This window comes from Pseudomonas sp. BP11-1-1 (assembly GCF_052112105.1).
Classification (GTDB): Bacteria; Pseudomonadota; Gammaproteobacteria; order Pseudomonadales; family Pseudomonadaceae; genus Aquipseudomonas; species Aquipseudomonas alvandae.
In genome coordinates this window covers 225,974-243,036 of record NZ_JAUTYU010000005.1, presented here as the reverse complement: position 1 = coordinate 243,036, position 17,063 = coordinate 225,974, and the positions used below count along the sequence as shown (strand labels likewise).

At 61.6% G+C, this 17,063-nt stretch carries 12 protein-coding genes; 7 read left to right on the top strand and 5 right to left on the bottom strand.

Annotated features, from left to right (window positions below):
• Positions 1-79 precede the first annotated feature (79 nt).
• Together Q7C33_RS13465 and Q7C33_RS13460 are read left to right on the top strand one after the other, a co-directional pair.
• A complete protein-coding gene (locus Q7C33_RS13465; protein WP_030142581.1) occupies positions 80-727 on the top strand; it encodes a TetR family transcriptional regulator in 648 nt (215 codons plus the stop codon).
• Positions 728-818: 91 nt separating this feature from the next.
• On the top strand, positions 819-1,610 hold the full coding sequence (locus Q7C33_RS13460; RefSeq protein WP_198798292.1) for a transporter substrate-binding domain-containing protein: 792 nt from the start codon (positions 819-821) through the stop codon (positions 1,608-1,610).
• Between the two features lie 144 nt (positions 1,611-1,754).
• On the opposite strand, the gene Q7C33_RS13455 is transcribed toward Q7C33_RS13460, so the two are convergent.
• From Q7C33_RS13455 to Q7C33_RS13445, 3 genes are read right to left on the bottom strand one after another with little or no spacing between them, the layout of a single operon-like run.
• Positions 1,755-2,774 (bottom strand): TRAP transporter substrate-binding protein, encoded by a 1,020-nt coding sequence (locus tag Q7C33_RS13455; RefSeq protein ID WP_030142583.1) that lies wholly within the window; start codon positions 2,772-2,774, stop codon positions 1,755-1,757.
• A 52-nt stretch (positions 2,775-2,826) separates the two neighbouring features.
• The gene (locus Q7C33_RS13450; RefSeq protein ID WP_407683535.1) at positions 2,827-4,107 is read right to left on the bottom strand and encodes a TRAP transporter large permease subunit; all 1,281 of its coding nucleotides are present in this window, start codon (positions 4,105-4,107) and stop codon (positions 2,827-2,829) included.
• Positions 4,104-4,649 carry a TRAP transporter small permease gene (locus tag Q7C33_RS13445; protein ID WP_030142585.1) on the bottom strand — a complete coding sequence of 182 codons (546 nt, stop codon included), beginning with the start codon at positions 4,647-4,649 and terminating at the stop codon, positions 4,104-4,106. The genes Q7C33_RS13450 and Q7C33_RS13445 overlap by 4 nt, the downstream gene beginning before the upstream one ends.
• 504 nt (positions 4,650-5,153) lie before the next feature.
• Here Q7C33_RS13445 and Q7C33_RS13440 point away from each other — a divergent pair.
• Positions 5,154-5,606 (top strand): phage infection protein, encoded by a 453-nt coding sequence (locus Q7C33_RS13440; protein WP_407683534.1) that lies wholly within the window; start codon positions 5,154-5,156, stop codon positions 5,604-5,606.
• A gap of 229 nt (positions 5,607-5,835) precedes the next feature.
• On the opposite strand, the gene Q7C33_RS13435 is transcribed toward Q7C33_RS13440, so the two are convergent.
• A complete protein-coding gene (locus Q7C33_RS13435) occupies positions 5,836-10,704 on the bottom strand; it encodes an NAD-glutamate dehydrogenase (protein ID WP_407683533.1) in 4,869 nt (1,622 codons plus the stop codon).
• 430 nt (positions 10,705-11,134) lie between these two features.
• Between Q7C33_RS13435 and Q7C33_RS13430 the strand changes: the two genes are divergently transcribed.
• A complete protein-coding gene (locus tag Q7C33_RS13430; protein WP_407683532.1) occupies positions 11,135-11,488 on the top strand; it encodes a hypothetical protein in 354 nt (117 codons plus the stop codon).
• 205 nt (positions 11,489-11,693) lie between these two features.
• Here Q7C33_RS13430 and Q7C33_RS13425 read toward each other — a convergent pair whose 3' ends face one another.
• Positions 11,694-13,844, bottom strand: a complete 2,151-nt coding sequence (locus tag Q7C33_RS13425; protein WP_407683531.1) for a WG repeat-containing protein — start codon at positions 13,842-13,844, stop codon at positions 11,694-11,696.
• A gap of 243 nt (positions 13,845-14,087) precedes the next feature.
• Here Q7C33_RS13425 and Q7C33_RS13420 point away from each other — a divergent pair, with 243 nt between their 5' ends.
• The 3 genes from Q7C33_RS13420 (at position 14,088) to Q7C33_RS13410 (ending at position 17,025) form a co-directional block, all read left to right on the top strand.
• Positions 14,088-15,113, top strand: a complete 1,026-nt coding sequence (locus Q7C33_RS13420) for a LacI family DNA-binding transcriptional regulator (protein WP_309475717.1) — start codon at positions 14,088-14,090, stop codon at positions 15,111-15,113.
• A gap of 156 nt (positions 15,114-15,269) precedes the next feature.
• Positions 15,270-16,052 (top strand): sugar phosphate isomerase/epimerase family protein, encoded by a 783-nt coding sequence (locus tag Q7C33_RS13415; protein ID WP_258650679.1) that lies wholly within the window; start codon positions 15,270-15,272, stop codon positions 16,050-16,052.
• Positions 16,045-17,025, top strand: a complete 981-nt coding sequence (locus Q7C33_RS13410; RefSeq protein ID WP_407683530.1) for a sugar kinase — start codon at positions 16,045-16,047, stop codon at positions 17,023-17,025. Before Q7C33_RS13415 ends, Q7C33_RS13410 begins: the two co-directional genes overlap by 8 nt.
• Positions 17,026-17,063: the final 38 nt, after the last annotated feature.

Sequence of the window (17,063 nt, the reverse complement as noted above, 5' to 3'; positions counted from 1 at the left end):
TGATCAATTAGTCGCATTCAAGATACGAATAATCCGTCGCATTTCCTATTCGCATTCCTTTTTCCCGGTGATTACCTTCATGTCCGAACGCCCAAGCCCGCAGATTTCCTCGCGCAAACAACCGAAACAGGCTCGGTCCACCGAGCTCGTGGCGGCGGTCCTGGAGGCAGCTGTTCAGGTTTTGGCGACGCAGGGCGCCCCACGTTTCACCGTGGCCCGTGTTGCCGAGCGGGCGGGCGTGAGCGTCGGATCGGTGTATCAGTACTTTCCGAACAAGGCCGCGATCCTGTTCCGGCTGCAAAGCGATGAATGGCGACAGACCAGCGATATGTTGCGAGACATCCTGGAAGATCCTGCCAAGCCGCCCCTGGAGCGGCTGCGAACCCTTGTGCAAGCCTTCATCCAATCCGAGTGCGACGAAGCCCAGATCCGCGTCGCACTCAACGACGCCGCGCCGCTTTATCGGGATGCGCCTGAGCACCAGGCGGCGCGCAGTTCGGTGCAGGCATCGGTGGACGCGTTCATGCAGCAGGTGCTGCCGGATGCCGGCGTGCAGACCCGCGCCCTGGCCGGGGAGCTGATCATCGCGACCCTCAGCTCCGTGGGGAAACGGTTTTCGGCAACGCCCCGCACGCGGCAAGAAGTCCAGGCGTATGCCGCTGCCATGGCCGATATGTTCTGCGCCTACCTGGAAAACCTGCGGGCGCTCGATACCCCCTCAGGCTGATCATTCGCCTCGGCGTTCCGGTGACAGCCCGCCGGCAGTTTTACTACACTCCGTCGTCTTGTCCCCTTCCCTTGCGAGACGTCCCATCCTTATGAAAACCATAACAAGCACGATGACGTTCTGTGGCCTGCTGGCGCTCTGCGGCAGTGCATTGGCCGAGCCTGCCCCGTCACAGCTGGATCGAATCCTTGAGCAGGGTGAATTGCGGGTGTGCACGACGGGCGACTACAAGCCCTACACCTACAAGGCCGAATCGGGGGAATACGAAGGCATCGACATCGACATGGCCCGCTCACTCGCCACCAGCCTGGGCGTCAAGGTGCAGTGGATCCAGACCACCTGGAAAACCCTGATGCCAGACATGCTGGCCGGCAAATGCGACGTCGGCATGGGCGGGATTTCGGTCACCCTGGAACGCCAGAAGAAGGCCTATTTCAGCAACACCCTGGACGTCGACGGCAAGATCCCGCTGGTGCGTTGCGAAGACCAGTCGCGCTACCAGACCATCGAGCAGCTGAACCAGCCTTCGGTACGCCTCGTCGAGCCGGCCGGCGGCACCAACGAAGCCTTCGTGCGGGCGTTCCTGCCCAAGGGCCAGTTGGCCTTCCATGACAACGTGACGATCTTCCAGGAGCTGTTGGAGAAACGCGCCGACGTCATGATCACCGACGCCTCGGAAGCGCTCTACCAGCAGAAACTCAAGCCCGGCCTGTGCGCCGTCAACCCGACGCACTACCTGCAATATGGCGAGAAAGCCTACCTGCTGCCCCGTGACGACAACACCTGGAAAATGTACGTCGACCAGTGGCTGCACCTGAGCAAGGCCAATGGCAGCTACCAGAAGGTGATTGGGCAGTGGCTGGCGGTGCCGGCTGCCCAATAACCGCATTCACAAACACAAAACCTGTGGGAGCGAGCTTGCTCGCGATAGCGGTATATCAGTCAAAACTGATGTGACTGACCTGACGCCATCGCGAGCAAGCTCGCTCCCACAGGATTGGGTCTGTTCAGGGATGACCCATTCGTCTCACTGCCCCGCCCGCACCTTGGCGATCTCGTCATACATCATCTTTACCAGATCCCCATCCAACGATTTGGCGAACTTGTCGATCACCGGCTGCACGCGCTCGCGGAAACGGTCTTTCTCGGCCGGGGTGATTTCGTTGACGGTCATCGCACCGGCCAACGTGGCCTTGGCCTTGTCCATGCTCGCTGCGGTGACTTCACGCTGGTAGGTCTGCGCTTCGGCTGCGGCGGCACGAATCATCGCCTTTTCGTCATCGTTGAGGCGGTTCCAGGTTTTCTGGCTGATGATCAGCGACTGCGGGTTGAAGATGTGGCCGGTGACGGAAAGATACTTCTGCACCTCGTAGAACTTGTTGCCTTCAATCACCGTGTAAGGGTTTTCCTGGCCGTCGATGGTGTGCTGCTCAAGACCCGTGTAGACCTCGGGAAACGCCATCGGCACCGGGTTCGCACCCAGGGCCGTGAACGTCTCCAGGTAGATCGGCGACTGGATGACACGCAACTTCAAGCCCTGCAGGTCTTCGAGCTTGGTCACCGGGTGCTTGCTGTTGGTCAGGTTACGAAACCCCAGGTCCCAATAACCCAGCCCTACCAACCCCTTGCTGTCCAGTTGCGCTGCCAGTTTCTGCCCGACCGGCCCATCGATGACTGCATGGGCCTCCTCGACGTTGTTGAACAGGAAAGGGAAATCGAGCATGGCGTAATCCGGTGCCTGGGCGGCCAGGATGCCGGAGTTGAGCACGGTGATGTCCAAGGTCCCGCCCTGCAATGCCGACACCGTTTGCACGTCGCCGCCCAGGGTTCCACCGGGGAACAGGCGGACCTTGATCTTGCCGCCGCTCTTCTCGCCGAGCAGGTCGGCGAACTTCTGCGCGCCCTGGCCCTGGGGGTGTTCCTTGACGTTCTGGAAGGCGAATCGCAAGGTCCGCTCGCGGATCTCGTCCGCGTGGCTGGCTACACCGGTCAACAGCAAGCCCGTCGCACAGGCCCCGGCCAGCAAGGTTTTCATCAGTTTTCCCATGTCACTCTCCGATCATTATTGTTTTTAAAGGTCGAGCCAGCGAGCACCGGTGTCATCCGGTGAAGAATTTCAACGGCCCCATGACCAGTTGCGGAAACAGGACCAACAGCAACAGCACCACAAACTGCGCAATCATGAACGGCCAGACCCCGCGGACGATTTCCTCGAAGTCCAGCTTCGCCACGCTGCATACCACGTTGAGCACCGTGCCCACGGGCGGCGTGATCAAGCCGATCGCAGTGTTGATCAGGAACAGCACGCCGAAGTACACCGGGTCGATCCCCGCCTGGATTACCGCGGGCATCAACACCGGCGTCAGGATGAGGATGGTCGGGGTCATGTCCATCACCGTGCCGACCAGGATGATCAGCGCCATCATCACCAGGAGCAGGAGCGTCTGGTTGCCCATGAACGGCGCAAGCAGGTCCGCCAACTGGCCCGGCAAGTCGGCGATCGTGACCAGCCACGATGAAACCATGGCCGCCGCCACCAACAGCATCACCACCGACGTGGTCTTGGCCGAAGACAGGATCACTTCGTAGAGCTGGCTGACCTTCATTTCCCGGTAGATCACCAGCGACACGAACAGCGAATAGACCGCCGCGACCACGGCAGCCTCCGTGGGCGTGAAGATGCCGAACTTCAGGCCGAGGATGATGATCAGTGGCAAGCCCATCGCCCAACTGCCGTCGAGCAGCGTACGCAGCACTTCGGCACGGGAACGCTTGGGTGGCGTCGCGACGTTTTCACGGCGGGAGATGAACCACCAGGCGGCAGCAAGCCCGACGCCGAGCATCAACCCAGGCACGATACCGGCGAGGAACAGCTTGGAAATCGACACACCGGACGCCACGCCGAACACGATGAAACCGATGCTCGGCGGAATCACAGGTGCAATGGTGCTGCCGGCGGCGATCAACCCGGCCGAGCGCCCACGGTTGTGTCCGGCCAGGACCATCATCGGCACCAGCAACGCCGCCAGCGCCGCCGCATCCGCCACGGCCGAACCGGAAAGCGAGGCCAGCAGGCAGGAGGCGATGATCGCGACGTAACCCAGCCCGCCGCGCTTATGCCCCACCAACGCCATGGCAATGTTGACGATGCGCTTGGACAGTCCGCCGACATTCATCACTTCGCCGGCCAGCATGAAGAACGGCACCGCCATCAGGGGAAAGCTGTCAGCGCCATTGAGCAGGTTTTGCGCGATGATCTGGGCGTCGAACAGGTCCAGGTAAAACATCAACGCGACGCTGACCACCAGCAAGGCAAAGGCAATCGGGATGCCCAGCGCCATGCTGCCCAGCAGCGACCCGAGGAAAATGGCCAGTGTCATGGGCGGGTACTCTTCAGATTGTCAGGGGTGATGCTCGCGGCTTCGCTTTCCTCGACCGACAACGACTCTTCATCCCGCAGTTTGCCGAACAACGCCAAGTACAGTTCGTACACCAGGATGGCCGTCGCGCTGACCCCGAACACCAGCCCGGCGGCGTAGAACAGCGCCATCGAAAGGCCTGACGCCGGCGCGACCACGTTGAGGTTGATGACCGCTTGCTGCCAACTGCCGATGACGATCAACCCGCAGATGTAGAGCATCAGCAAGTGCCCGATGACCAGGCAAACTCGCTTGCCTGCCGGCGGCAAGCGCTTGACCAGGCTGTTCATGCCCAGGTGCGCGCGGTCCTTGAGCGCCACCAGGGCACCGAGAAAAATCATCCAGACGAAGAACCAGCGCGACAGCTCCTCCGACACGCTGATGCCGGAGTTGAAGGCATAGCGCAACACGACGTTGCCGAACACCAGCACGATCATCACGACCATGCACAGCACGATCAGCAACTTGAGCAGCTTGAAATACAGATCGACGACTTTTGTCATCTTGAACACCTCACAGGTTGAACCAGACACCGGCCTGCAGCCGGCGCGACAGGGCGAGCGCTATCGGATCGACGCTGGAATATCCCGGGAGGCTCCGGAACGGGAGGTATGCAATGAGGGCAAGTTCGGTTGACGGGCACGCATGAGGGGATCCTCTGTTTTTATTATGGCCTCGCCTGGGCATGGCAAGGCTGGGTGACCGCTAAAATGTACTACCCAGTTAATTCGGTCAATAACCTTGCAAGACCGGATGACCGATCCAGGCGGAACTAGCGTGCGATTATCGGCCATCGCTACAGGGAGCCCTGCAGCCTTCCGGTCGGCCGGGAAATTTTTCAAGGCGTTTTGTATCGCTCTGTATAGAAGCAGCCGATTGATACGAATTCGCTGATTTCACGCCTTGCAGGCACACATCCTCGATACACCTGCGCGTTTAACTGCACTCACCGGACAGCAGCACCTGCGCTGCCACGGTCCACTCAATCAAGCGCAAGGAGAACCACCATGATCAATTTCCCGAAACTCTCGTCCCTGGCTATCGCCCTGACCTTGGTCGGCGGCGCCGCCCTGTCGAACATCGCCACGGCCGAAAGCGCACCGTCGTCTTACGAACAGGCTGCACATCAACTGGCTGAAGGCGGCTCCGATCGATTGATCGAGAATCGCGTGGCCGAAGGCGGCTCCGATCGATTGATCGAGAATCGCGTGGCCGAGGGTGGCTCCGATCGTCTGATCCAGAATCGCGTGGCTGAAGGTGGCTCCGATCGACTGATCCAGAATCGCGTGGCTGGAGGTGGCTCTGATCGACTGATCCAGAATCGCGTTGCCGAGGGTGGATCCGATCGACTGATCCAGAATCGCGTAGCCGAGGGTGGCTCTGATCGGCTGATCCAGAATCGCATAGCTGAAGGTGGGGCTGACCGGTTGCAGGAGCTGCGTGAACGCAGCCCTGTGTGATAGCGGTTTTCTGTGGCGAGGGGATTTATCCCCGCTGGGCTGCGCAGCAGCCCTAAAGCCTTGGCCTCTGTCTTACAGGCCCACCGAGTTGCCTGATTTGGGTCTGCTGCGCAGCCCAGCGGGGATAAATCCCCTCACCACAAGAGCTTTCTGGCCTTCATGGGCTGAAACATCACCCATAAAAAAACCCCGCATCTCTCAATGCGGGGTTTTTTCATTCAACGGTGGATCAGTTGGCCGTCACGACCGCCTGACCACTCAACGCCAGGTCCAGCAGTTCGCGGTTGGCAACCGCGTACATGGCGTAGTCGGTGCCGCTGGCGGCACGGATGTCCACCAACATGGCGCGCCAGCGCTCGACCATTTCGTGATGCTGCTCAAGCCACAGCGCCAGACGGGTTTCCACGTCCTGGTTACCGTCGCCTTCCTGCAGGACCGAGATGGTGATCGCCCGTTGCTGCCAGTCAATGTCATCGCGGAACGCTTCACGGGCCAGGGCCTGCCAGTTGTTTTCAACCGGCAAGGCACTGATCTGTTGCAGGTACCAGGTAATGTCCAGGGCGCTACCCACTGCGAAGTAGGCCTTGGCCACGTCGGCGGCGTTCTGGCCGGTAACGTCGGACGCCTCGATGATCGGCAACAAGGTGTACAGGTGCGTAGTGCCGGCAACCATGCGCGCGAGCAATTCCGGCACACCGGCCGCCACATAGGCCTGGTAGCGGGTCTGCCAGCCTTCGCGGGTCGGGCCTTCCAGCAGTTCGTCGAGCTTGAGGCCCAACGCTGCCAGGTGCGGACCGAAGTGAGCGACGTCACGGGCAGCGTTCTGCTCGTTGCGGCGGCTGCGCAGGAACCAGCGCGTGGCGCGACGGCCCAGGCGCATCAGCTCGTCCATCAGCTCCAGTTGCACGTCGGCGGAAACCTGGTGGTCCAGGGCTTCAATCTGACGGAACCAGTGCGGGAGATGGAAGATGTCCCGAACGATCACATAAGCACCGGCCACGTTCGCCGGGCTCATGCCGGTCGACTCTTTCAACCGCTGGACGAAGGTGATGCCCATGTGGTTGACCAGGTCGTTGGCGATCTGGGTGCTGACAATCTCGCGCTTCAGGCGATGGCGACGCATGGCCTCGGAGAACTTGCTTACCAGGGTTGGCGGGAAAGCCGTCTCCATGTCGCGGGTCAGGTAGTCATCGTCCGGCACCAGGGAGTTGAGCAGCGCTTCCTTGAGGTCGATCTTGCTGTAGGAGATCAGCACCGACAGTTCGGCACGGGTCAGGCCATGGCCCGCCGCGACACGTTCGGCCAGTTGCTCTTCGGTCGGCAGGAACTCGATGGCGCGGTCCAGCTTGCCCCGGGCTTCCAGATCGTTCATCAGGCGCTTGTATTCGGCGATCCGCACAAAGGCGCGACGGGCCGCCAGGGACAGGGCCTGGGTCTGCTTGTAGTTGTTGCCCAACACCAGGCCACCGACTTCGTCGGTCATGCTCGCCAGCAACTGGTTGCGTTGCTTGTCGGTCATGTCGCCGGCCTGCACCACTTCGTTGAGCAGGATCTTGATGTTCACTTCGTGGTCGGAGCAATCCACGCCACCGGCGTTGTCGATGAAGTCGGTGTTGGAACCGCCGCCATTGAGGCCGAACTCGACGCGACCCAGTTGGGTCATGCCCAGGTTGCCGCCCTCGCCCACGACCTTGCAGCGCAGTTCGTTGCCGTTCACGCGCAGCGCATCGTTGGCCTTGTCGCCGACATCGGCGTGGCTTTCGGTGCTGGCCTTGACGTAGGTACCGATACCGCCGTTCCACAACAGGTCCACCGGCGCCTTGAGCAAGGCGTTCAGCAGCTCGGTCGGGGTCAACTTGTCGGCCTTGATGTCAAAGCGTTCTTTCATCTGCGGCGAAATCGCGATGCTCTTCGCGCTGCGCGAGAAGATACCGCCGCCTTCGGACATGATGCTGGTGTCGTAGTCGGTCCAGGCCGAACGCGGCAGGTCGAACAGACGCTTGCGCTCGGCGAAGCTGCTGGCCGGTTCCGGGTTCGGGTCGATGAAGATGTGCAGGTGGTTGAAGGCCGCGACCAGTTGCAGCTTGTCGGACATCAACAAGCCGTTGCCGAACACGTCGCCGGCCATGTCGCCGACGCCCACCACGGTGATGCTGTCTTCCTGGACATTGATGCCGCGCTCACGGAAGTGACGCTGCACGCCAACCCACGCGCCCTTGGCGGTGATGCCCATTTTCTTGTGGTCGTAACCGGCCGAACCGCCGGAGGCGAACGCATCGCCCAGCCAGAAGCCGTAGTCGATGGCGATACCGTTGGCGATGTCGGAGAAAGTCGCGGTGCCCTTGTCCGCCGCCACCACCAAGTACGGGTCATCGTCATCATGACGAACGACGTTGGCCGGCGGCACCAGCGCGCCGTCCTTCAGGTTGTCGGTGATGTCCAACAGGCCCGAGATGAAGATGCGATAGCAGGCGATGCCCTCGGCCGCGATCTCGTCCCGGCTGCCGCCCAATGGCAGGCGACGCGGCAGGAAACCGCCCTTGGCACCCACCGGCACGATCACCGAGTTCTTCACTTGCTGGGCTTTTACCAGGCCGAGCACTTCGGTGCGGTAGTCTTCTTCACGGTCGGACCAGCGCAGGCCGCCACGGGCAACGTTACCGAAGCGCAGGTGAACGCCTTCGACGCGTGGCGAGTAGACGAAGATTTCGAACTTCGGCACCGGCTTCGGCAGTTCCGGGATCAGGTGCGGGTTGAACTTGAAGCTGAAGTACGCCTTGTTCTGGCCGTTGGCATCGGTCTGGTAGAAGTTGGTCCGCAGGGTCGCCTTGATCAGGTCAAGGTAGCGACGCAGGATGCGGTCTTCGTTGAGTACCTGCACTTCGTCGAGGGCCGAGAGGATCGCTTGCTCCAGGCGCAGTTGCTTGTCTTCCAGGTCATCGCCGGTCAACTTGCGCGCCAGGTAGAAGCGGGTCTTGAACAACCGGGTCAGTTCGCGAGCGATGTCGGTGTGGTTGTTCAGGGTGCTGGCGATGTAGCCGAGGTCGAAGCCCAGGCGGATCTGCTTCAGGTAACGGGCGTAGGCACGCAACAGAGCCACGTCGCGCCACGGCAGGCCGGCGGTCAGCACCAGGCGGTTGAACGCATCGTTCTCGGCATCGCCACGCACGATGTGGACGAACGCGTCCTGCAAGGTGTCGTTGAGTTGCTGGATGTCGAGGTCCAGGCCTTCGGCGGCGGTGAAGGCGAAGTCGTGAATCCAGAACTCGCGGCCATTGGTGTGACGCAGGCGATACGGGAACTCGCCCAGCACGCGCAGGCCGAGGTTTTCCAGGATCGGCAGCACGTCGGACAGCGCCAGCGGCGTGTCGGCGTGATACAGCTTGCAGTGCAGCTCACGCTGGCCGGAGACCTGGCCCAACGGTTGGTAGAAGCTCATCACCAGCGGGTTGGTTTCACTCAGGCTCAGCAGGTGTTGCATGTCCACCACGGCCGAGTGCGCGGCGAAGCGCTCGCGGTAGCCGGCCGGGAAGCCTTTCGGGAAATCCGACAGCACGTTGGTGCCCTGGGCTTCGCCGAAGCTCTCGACGACCAGGCTGGCGTAGTCGTCCTTCCAACTGCGGCAGGCCTGCACGACTTCTTTTTCCAGCAGCAGCGGGTCGATGTCGATGCGGTTCTTCGGATCCACCCGCAGGATCAGTTGTACGCGGGCCAGTACGGACTCGGAGAAGAATGTCCAGAACTCGCAATCCGACGCCTTCAGGCGCTCCATCAGCACCTGCTGGATCTTCTGGCGCACTTCGGTGGAATAGATATCGCGCGGCACGTAGGCCAGGCAGTAGCAGAAACGGCCGTACGGGTCCTTGCGCAGGAACACGCGGATCTTGTTGCGTTCCTGGATCTGCACGATCGACATGACGGTGCTGAACAGCTCGTCCACCGGGGTCTGGAACAAGTCGTCGCGAGGCAGGACTTCGACCACCTGGGCCAGCTCCTTGCCCAGGTGCGCCTTGGCCTGGAAGCCCGAACGACGCTCGATTTCCGCGACCTTGCGACGGATGTACGGGATGACCCGCACGCTCTCGCCATACACCGAGGAGGTGTACAGGCCCATGAAGCGGCATTCCTTGATGACCTTGCCGTCGGCGTCGATCTCGCGGATCGACACGTAGTCCGGGTAGGCCGGACGGTGCACGCGGCTCGGGTGCGCGGCCTTGGCGAACGACAACACGGTCGGTTCGCGCAGGTAATTGACGGCGTAGTCTTCGATGCGCAGGTCTTCGGCGGTCAGGCCGGCGCGCAGTAGTTTGGTCAGGCCGAGGAACGATTCGGGGTCGTATTCGATGTGGCCGCCATCGGCTTCATCGCGAACCACGAACTCTTCATAGCCGAGGAAGGTGAAGTGGTTGCCCACCAGCCATTCCAGGAAGCTCTTGATTTCGGCTTTTTCGTCAGCGTCGGTGGCGTAGGCGCTGTTGTCCAGGCTCGCGAGGATTTCCTGGACCTTGGCTTTCATCGGCTCGAAGTCGGCGACGGCGACGCGCACTTCGCCCAGCACTTGCTCAAGTTCCTTGCTCAGGACGTTGAGTTCGGCGGCGTTGGCGCAGCGGTCGATTTCCAGGTACATCAACGACTCTTGCAGCACGTCGTCGCCCTGGGTGCCCTTCGGCAGGATTTCCAGCAACTCGCCCTTGCTGCCGCGACGCACGCTCAGGACGGTGGTTTGCAGGGTATGGATGCTGTAGCCGCGACGGTTCAGCTCGGTGCGGACCGAATCCACCAGGAACGGCAGGTCGTGGTGCAGCACTTCGACGGCGGTGTGGGTCGACTGCCAGCCGTGGCGCTCGTAATCGGGGTTGTAGACACGCACCTGCGGTTGCGCGTGGTCAAAGCGCTCAAGCAGGCGCCAGGCAGACAGGGTGCAGCCGGCGAGGTCGGACAACCGGCGCTGGGTGAGTTCATCGAGGGAAATGATGCCGAAGAATTGTTCAGCGAACAGCGCCACTTGTGGCAGTGCCTGTTCACTGATGTGCTGCGCCAGTGCCGCTTGCAGTTGATGCTGGAAGTCGGCTTTGCTGGCTGCGGTGAAGAACGCCATCTGTGGTACTCCGCTTGGGCTTGTTATTGATGGTAGCGTCGCGTGCAACCCCTTTCGGGGCCGTCGGCCATCCCGTTCCTGATTCTCGGGCAGAGGAAACAGGATGACAGGTGGGTGAAGCTGGACGGGACCCGCAGGTCACATCCTTTTTGCAGGTAATTTCAAAGTAATGACCACCTGCAAAAAACACTCCGCGATGCCCTTTGCAGGTGCACATCCGTTGCGCAGCTTAACGAGTGCGACAACCTGCCTGCTTGCAGCGCTGCGACATATTCGGTCATCGGCTAGCTCCCTGGTCGCCATGCATCGAACAACCCTAGCAGTCCCAGGGCCAAACGGCACCCTGCGGTGGTAATCCAGCAGAAAATCGTCGGGGCTGGCAGAATCGCGTTTTTGCCCGTGCAAGGCTCATCGGAGCCAGGAGCCATCCATGAAAATGACCACCGACCTGCTGATCGCCAACCCGTGCGACGACGAAGAAGACAACATGGCCATGCTCTGCTGCCATAGCGCTCAGGGCGACATGTTCCTGATGAGCCGCTACCCGGACGAAGACGAGCTGGAGATCACGCTGGATGGCGAGCCCTCGACGCTGGACGGCGTCAAGGTGACCCTAGGCCCGACCCTGCTGAAAATAGAGATCGCCGCGGCGGATGCCGATGCGCTCAACGGTGACGATGTGCTGGAAATCACTTACAACCCCGACGTGACGGACATGGCGGAAGTGGAACTGACCTTGCAGAACATCCTCAAGGGCACGGGAACCTACATCAGCCAGCTCTGAATCCTTTGTGGCGAGGGGATTTATCCCCGCTGGGCTGCGCAGCAGCCCCAAAAAGGCTGAACACCATCAGCCTGGTACACCGAGGTGGCTGGTCTTGGGCTGCTCCGCAGCCAGCGGGGATAAATCCCCTCGCCACAGGGTTAGGGCATTGCCCAAGATTGCATGTAGCTAACACAACTTTGGTGAGGCCACGCATCACCCGTTATCAGTCGTTCTGCACGAAATTGCCATCGGCGTCATAGACCAGGTATTCGTCACTGTTATTCGGATCCCTCACGTAATAACGGGCGTCATTGCTGTTCTCCGGTACTTTCATACTGGTGTACGACCCCAGTTCCTTGATCACCTTGCTGTCCTGACTGATCAAGACCAACGAGGTCCCCCCACCCGCAGGGACGGCCGCTGCGTAACGGGTCTGGAACGCGTTGATCTGCTGGTAATCCAGTGGCACTTGCAACCGGCCCGCCAAGTCGATGGCACCGTAGCTGCCATCACGTCCGACCACCGCCATGCCGTTGGAAAACGGCTCCACCTCGTCATACGGCAACTTGATGGCTAGTCGCTCGCCCTGGCGATCGATAAAGGCGAATTTGCTGCTTTTGGTGTCCTGCACCAGCAACGGTTGCTGGCCCACAAACCGACCGATCACGTTGTAGCCTTGCGGATTGATCCGTTTACCCGCCAGATCGAAAACGTCCTGGCGACTCCGGTCGGCGGAGCTGGCATATAGCAGCCCCTCGCTGTGCTCGATGCCGGAGAACTGCGTCGGCAGGATGATTTTGCCGTCCAGGCTGTAGGCACCGTACAGGCCTTCCATGAGATCGGTTCGTGTGCCGAGACGGGCGATGAACACGTTGTCGGTCACGGTAGGGTTGACGAATTTCATCGGCAATACGAAGCGATGATTCCTGGCATCGTAGAGCCCATAAGGGCCATTGGTTTCACGCTCGACCAACAACAGGCCGTTGCTCAAGGCTTCGGTGATGTATTCAAACGGCAGGTCCACGAGCTTGTTGCTACCGGCGGGGAAATAGGCGAACTGGCTGCGCAACGCCCGTCCACCGGACTCTGGGTCGCTGGATTTCTCCTCGGAGAACAAGGTGTAGGCATCAGCCATCAGGCTGTCTTGCACTTGCACCCAACGGGGCTTGATCAGCCACTGCCCGGCCTGATCAATGAAGCCGTAGCGCTCGGCGCTCCGGTCCAGGGCGATGTAACGCGTTTGTCCTGCCAGGACGTTGTCGACCTGGGTGAACGCAATGGTGTTGTCTTCCATCGGATCGAGTACATGGATGACGATGCGCTGCGGCGTGGCCTCGAATTGATAGTCGAGTTCGGTGTTTTTCAATGGCCCCGCCTGCGCGGCCAGCGCCTCGCCCAGGCGTTCCAATTGCTGTTGCACCGCCTGGCTGGTCTTGAGTTGCTTGAGGTCGCCTTTGGTCTGCAGCAGCGCGTTGTAATAGTCGTGCAACGCCGCGATATCGCCATCGGACGGAAACGCCCAGGAATTGTGACCGTTGCTGTAGAGCGCCCTGCCCGCGTCGTCCAGCCCTTGCACCACAAGGGTCGACATTTTCGGCGTACTCAGGCGCACCGACGCGCTGTCATTACCCAGGGCCGTAAGCCGAAAGGACTGGCCGTCGTCCAGGGTCACGTTCGGATGATCCTTGTCCAGCACCACTTTCCTGAACGCCGGATAGCTGCGGTAAACGACCGTCAGGCCTACACTCGCCAGCGGTTTGTTCACCGAAAGTTCGAAAGCATCATCGGAGGCAAACGTGTCGTCGGCCTCAACCTTGGGCGATGCCTTGAGATCGGCGAAGGTTTGTTCGCTGCCATCGCGAAAACGCAGGCGCTGCGGCAGGTACTGCTCGGCAGTTGGCTCATCCGGCGTGGCGGCGCGTTTCCAGAGCGAATCGAGACTCTCGGTATCGAGCCTCACTTCCGAGCCATCGGCATACAACCTCTGGGTAAAACGCAGGCCCTGGACCGAGGCCAACGCAGCCTTCAGTTGCGCGCTGGTGAACGGGACAAACAGCGACTCGTATTGCAACGGCTGCCCATCACCCGTCTCGGTCGTTTCGACAGCCAGGCTCAGTTGCGCTTCACTGACACGCGCCAAAGACCGGAGGGTTTCGCCGGTGTCCTGGATCAAGTAATTAAGACGCTTCTCCACCTCTGGCGGTGCCAGGGCGCCAATGTCCTCGATGCCACCTTCGTTCAGCTCTCCGGCACCGAAACCTTCATCGGCCGGCGCACCGCTGTGGCTAAACACGTAGTAGGCGGCACAGCCCACCACCAGCAGGGCCACACTCAGTATCGACAGCAATCTCAAACGAGGCTGGGTAATGTTCATGGTGGCTTCGGTAGTCTAAGGGCTGGGAAAGGCAGGCAGCTAACCACACGGCCTGGCGCGCTGCAAATCGCCTGGCTGGCGCGGTTCTGCTGAAGGCCTGACTGGATCGTCGCCGCTGCCCAAGTGAAGCGAAGCACCGTCGGTCGTACCTCTGATACATCGCCCTTGACGACCGAACGAATTCTGGTGTTTCCTGAAACCGGTTTCAGAACCTCAATAAATCCAAAAAACAGGTCTCAATCCGTGAATTCTTTCTCCGCCGCCCAGCGCAGCCGCGTGACCATGCTCGATGTCGCCGAACGCGCCGGGGTCTCCAAGGCCAGCGTCTCGCGTTTCATCGGCGAGGACCGCGCCCTGCTCTCCGAAGCCATCGCCCGGCGCATCGAGCAGGCGATCAGCGAGCTGGGCTATCGGCCAAACCAGATGGCCCGTGGCCTCAAGCGCGGGCGCACGCGCCTGATCGGCATGCTGGTGGCCGATATCCGCAACCCCTATTCGATTGCCGTGATGCATGGCGTGGAAACCGCCTGCCGTCGTCACGGCTACAGCCTGGTGGTGTGCAACACCGACCGCGACGACGAACAGGAACGCCAGCACCTGGCCCTCCTGCGCGCCTACAACATCGAAGGGCTGATCGTGAACACCCTGGGCCATCACCGCGACGAACTGTTCGAATTGCGCAGCGAGATGCCGATGGTGCTGGTGGATCGCAAGGTCGATCGGCTCGAAACCGATCTGGTCGGGCTGGACAACCCGGCCGCCGTCGAGATGGCCCTCGATCACCTCGAACAGCGTGGCTATCGCGATTTGCTGCTGGTGACCGAACCGTTCGATGGCACCAGTTCGCGGATCGAGCGGGTCGAGAGTTTCAAGGCCAGCATCGAACGGCGCCCTGCCCTGGCGGGCGCTGTGGTGGAAACCTGCGATCAGCTGCTACCGCGCATCAAGACGTTTCTCGCCAAGCCGGACCGTGGCCCCAAGGCGCTGTTCTGCGCCAACGGCATCGCCGCCCTGACGGCCACCCAGGTATTGCGCGAACTCGGTTGCCACTTGTTCGACGACATCGGCCTGATCGCCCTCGACGACCTGGACTGGTACCCACTGGTGGGCAGCGGCATCACCGCCCTGGCCCAGCCCACCGCGGAAATCGGCGCCAGCGCTTTCGAATGCCTGCTCAAGCGTTTGCGGGGTGACAACGGGCCGGTTCAGACCCTCGATTTCGCCGCGCGGTTGATTGAGCGTGGGTCGACGCTTGGGAATGTTCGGTGATGGTGACGGCCCCATCGCGAGCAAGCTCGCTCCCACAGGTCCGCGCAACACTGAAAGTCCCTTGTGGGAGCGAGCTTGCTCGCGATGAGGCCCTCCAGCACACCGCCTAATTTTTTTTTGACCAAAACTGAAACCGGTTTCAGAGGTACAACAACAATGAACAAACCAGCCGTTTCCATCAGCCTCTCCAGCTACGGCGCCGACCTGGTGCGCCAACGCGGCCAAGGCAGTTTCATCGACCTGCTGGCCGCCGCTGGCGCCTCGCGCATCGAATGGCGCGAAGAGTTGCTGACCTTCGAACAACCCGCCGAATTGGCCGCTGGCGCTCGCGCCCATGGATTGCAAAGCATCTACTCCTCGCCTCTGGAACTCTGGCTCCCCGGCCAGCCCAGGCCCAATCCCGTCCTGGCGACCGCCCTGCAACGTGGCGAGGCGTTCGGTTCGGCATGGCTGAAGGTTTCCCTCGGTCATTTCACCGACTCCCACGACCTGTCGGCCTTGGCGGACATCCTTGCGACAAGCCCGGTGCAACTGCTCGTGGAAAACGACCAGACCCTGCAGGGCGGACGAATCGAACCGCTGCAACGCTTCTTCGCCGCGGTCGAAGCACACGCGCTGCCCATCGCCATGACCTTCGACATCGGCAACTGGCAATGGCAGGACCAATCAGCCACGGTGGCGGCCCGGCAACTCGGGCGGCATGTCGCGTACGTGCATTGCAAGGCGGTGGCCCGGCGTCCCGATGGCAAGCTCGTTGCCGTTCCGCCCGGCCAGGCCGACCTGCACCTGTGGGAACAACTGCTCAAGCACATGCCGGTCGGCGTGATGCGTGCCGCCGAATACCCGCTGCAGGGCGACGACCTGCTGCAACTGACTGCCGAACATGTCGCCATCCTGTCCCGCCTCGGGCAATCGCGCCGGGAGGCTGCCCATGCCTGACTTCGATGTGCTGTCGTTCGGTGAAACCATGGCGATGCTGGTGGCCGACGAAACCGGCGACCTGGCCGCCGTCAACCAGTTTCACAAACGCATCGCCGGGGCCGACAGTAACGTGGCCATCGGCTTGTCGCGACTGGGTTTCCAAGTGGCCTGGCTCAGCCGGGTCGGCGCCGACTCCCTGGGACGCTTCGTGGTGCAGACGCTGGAAAAGGAAGGCCTGGATTGTCGCCACGTGGCCGTCGATCCGGCGCACCCCACCGGCTTCCAGCTCAAGTCCCGCACCGACGATGGCAGCGATCCGCAGGTCGAATATTTCCGGCGTGGTTCAGCCGCCAGTCACTTGTCCGTCGATTCTATCGCACCGTCCTTGCTCGCCGCCCGTCACTTGCATGCCACCGGCATCGTGCCAGCGCTGTCGGTGACTGCACGGGCGATGTCCTTCGAATTGATGACCCGCATGCGCGAGGCCGGCCGCAGCCTGTCGTTCGACCCCAACCTGCGCCCGAGCCTGTGGTCGAACGAAGCGACGATGATCCGCGAGATCAATCGCCACGCCGCCCTCGCCCACTGGGTCTTGCCGGGCCTCGGCGAAGGTCGGTTGCTGACCGGTTTTGACGACCCTGCCGACATCGCCGCGTTCTACCTGGACCTGGGCGCCGAAGCCGTGGTGATCAAGCTCGGCCCAGACGGTGCTTATTACCGCACCGCGCTCGACCAGGAATTCATTGCCGGCGTGCCGGTGGCCCGGGTAGTGGACACCGTGGGCGCCGGAGATGGCTTCGCCGTCGGCCTGATCAGCGCACTGCTCGAAGGCCGCGACATCACCGAGGCGGTCCGCCGCGCGAACTGGATCGGCAGCCGCGCGGTGCAGAGCCGTGGGGACATGGAAGGACTGCCGACGCGCGATGAACTGTCGACTGAATTTGAAACCGCTATTCGCGAGCAGGCTCGCTCCCACACGGGCCAACGCTAAACCCTGTGGGAGCGAGCCTGCTCGCGAATGAAGCCACC

Excerpts from the sequence above, each read along its gene's own strand:
- Q7C33_RS13425 (WP_407683531.1), bottom strand. The coding sequence starts at position 13,844 with ATGAACATTACCCAGCCTCGTTTGAGATTGCTGTCGATACTGAGTGTG.
- Q7C33_RS13435 (WP_407683533.1), bottom strand. The coding sequence starts at position 10,704 with ATGGCGTTCTTCACCGCAGCCAGCAAAGCCGACTTCCAGCATCAACTG.
- Q7C33_RS13430 (WP_407683532.1), top strand. The coding sequence starts at position 11,135 with ATGAAAATGACCACCGACCTGCTGATCGCCAACCCGTGCGACGACGAA.
- Q7C33_RS13455 (WP_030142583.1), bottom strand. The coding sequence starts at position 2,774 with ATGGGAAAACTGATGAAAACCTTGCTGGCCGGGGCCTGTGCGACGGGC.
- Q7C33_RS13410 (WP_407683530.1), top strand. The coding sequence starts at position 16,045 with ATGCCTGACTTCGATGTGCTGTCGTTCGGTGAAACCATGGCGATGCTG.
- Q7C33_RS13465 (WP_030142581.1), top strand. The coding sequence starts at position 80 with ATGTCCGAACGCCCAAGCCCGCAGATTTCCTCGCGCAAACAACCGAAA.
- Q7C33_RS13450 (WP_407683535.1), bottom strand. The coding sequence starts at position 4,107 with ATGACACTGGCCATTTTCCTCGGGTCGCTGCTGGGCAGCATGGCGCTG.
- Q7C33_RS13460 (WP_198798292.1), top strand. The coding sequence starts at position 819 with ATGAAAACCATAACAAGCACGATGACGTTCTGTGGCCTGCTGGCGCTC.
- Q7C33_RS13440 (WP_407683534.1), top strand. The coding sequence starts at position 5,154 with ATGATCAATTTCCCGAAACTCTCGTCCCTGGCTATCGCCCTGACCTTG.
- Q7C33_RS13415 (WP_258650679.1), top strand. The coding sequence starts at position 15,270 with ATGAACAAACCAGCCGTTTCCATCAGCCTCTCCAGCTACGGCGCCGAC.
- Q7C33_RS13445 (WP_030142585.1), bottom strand. The coding sequence starts at position 4,649 with ATGACAAAAGTCGTCGATCTGTATTTCAAGCTGCTCAAGTTGCTGATC.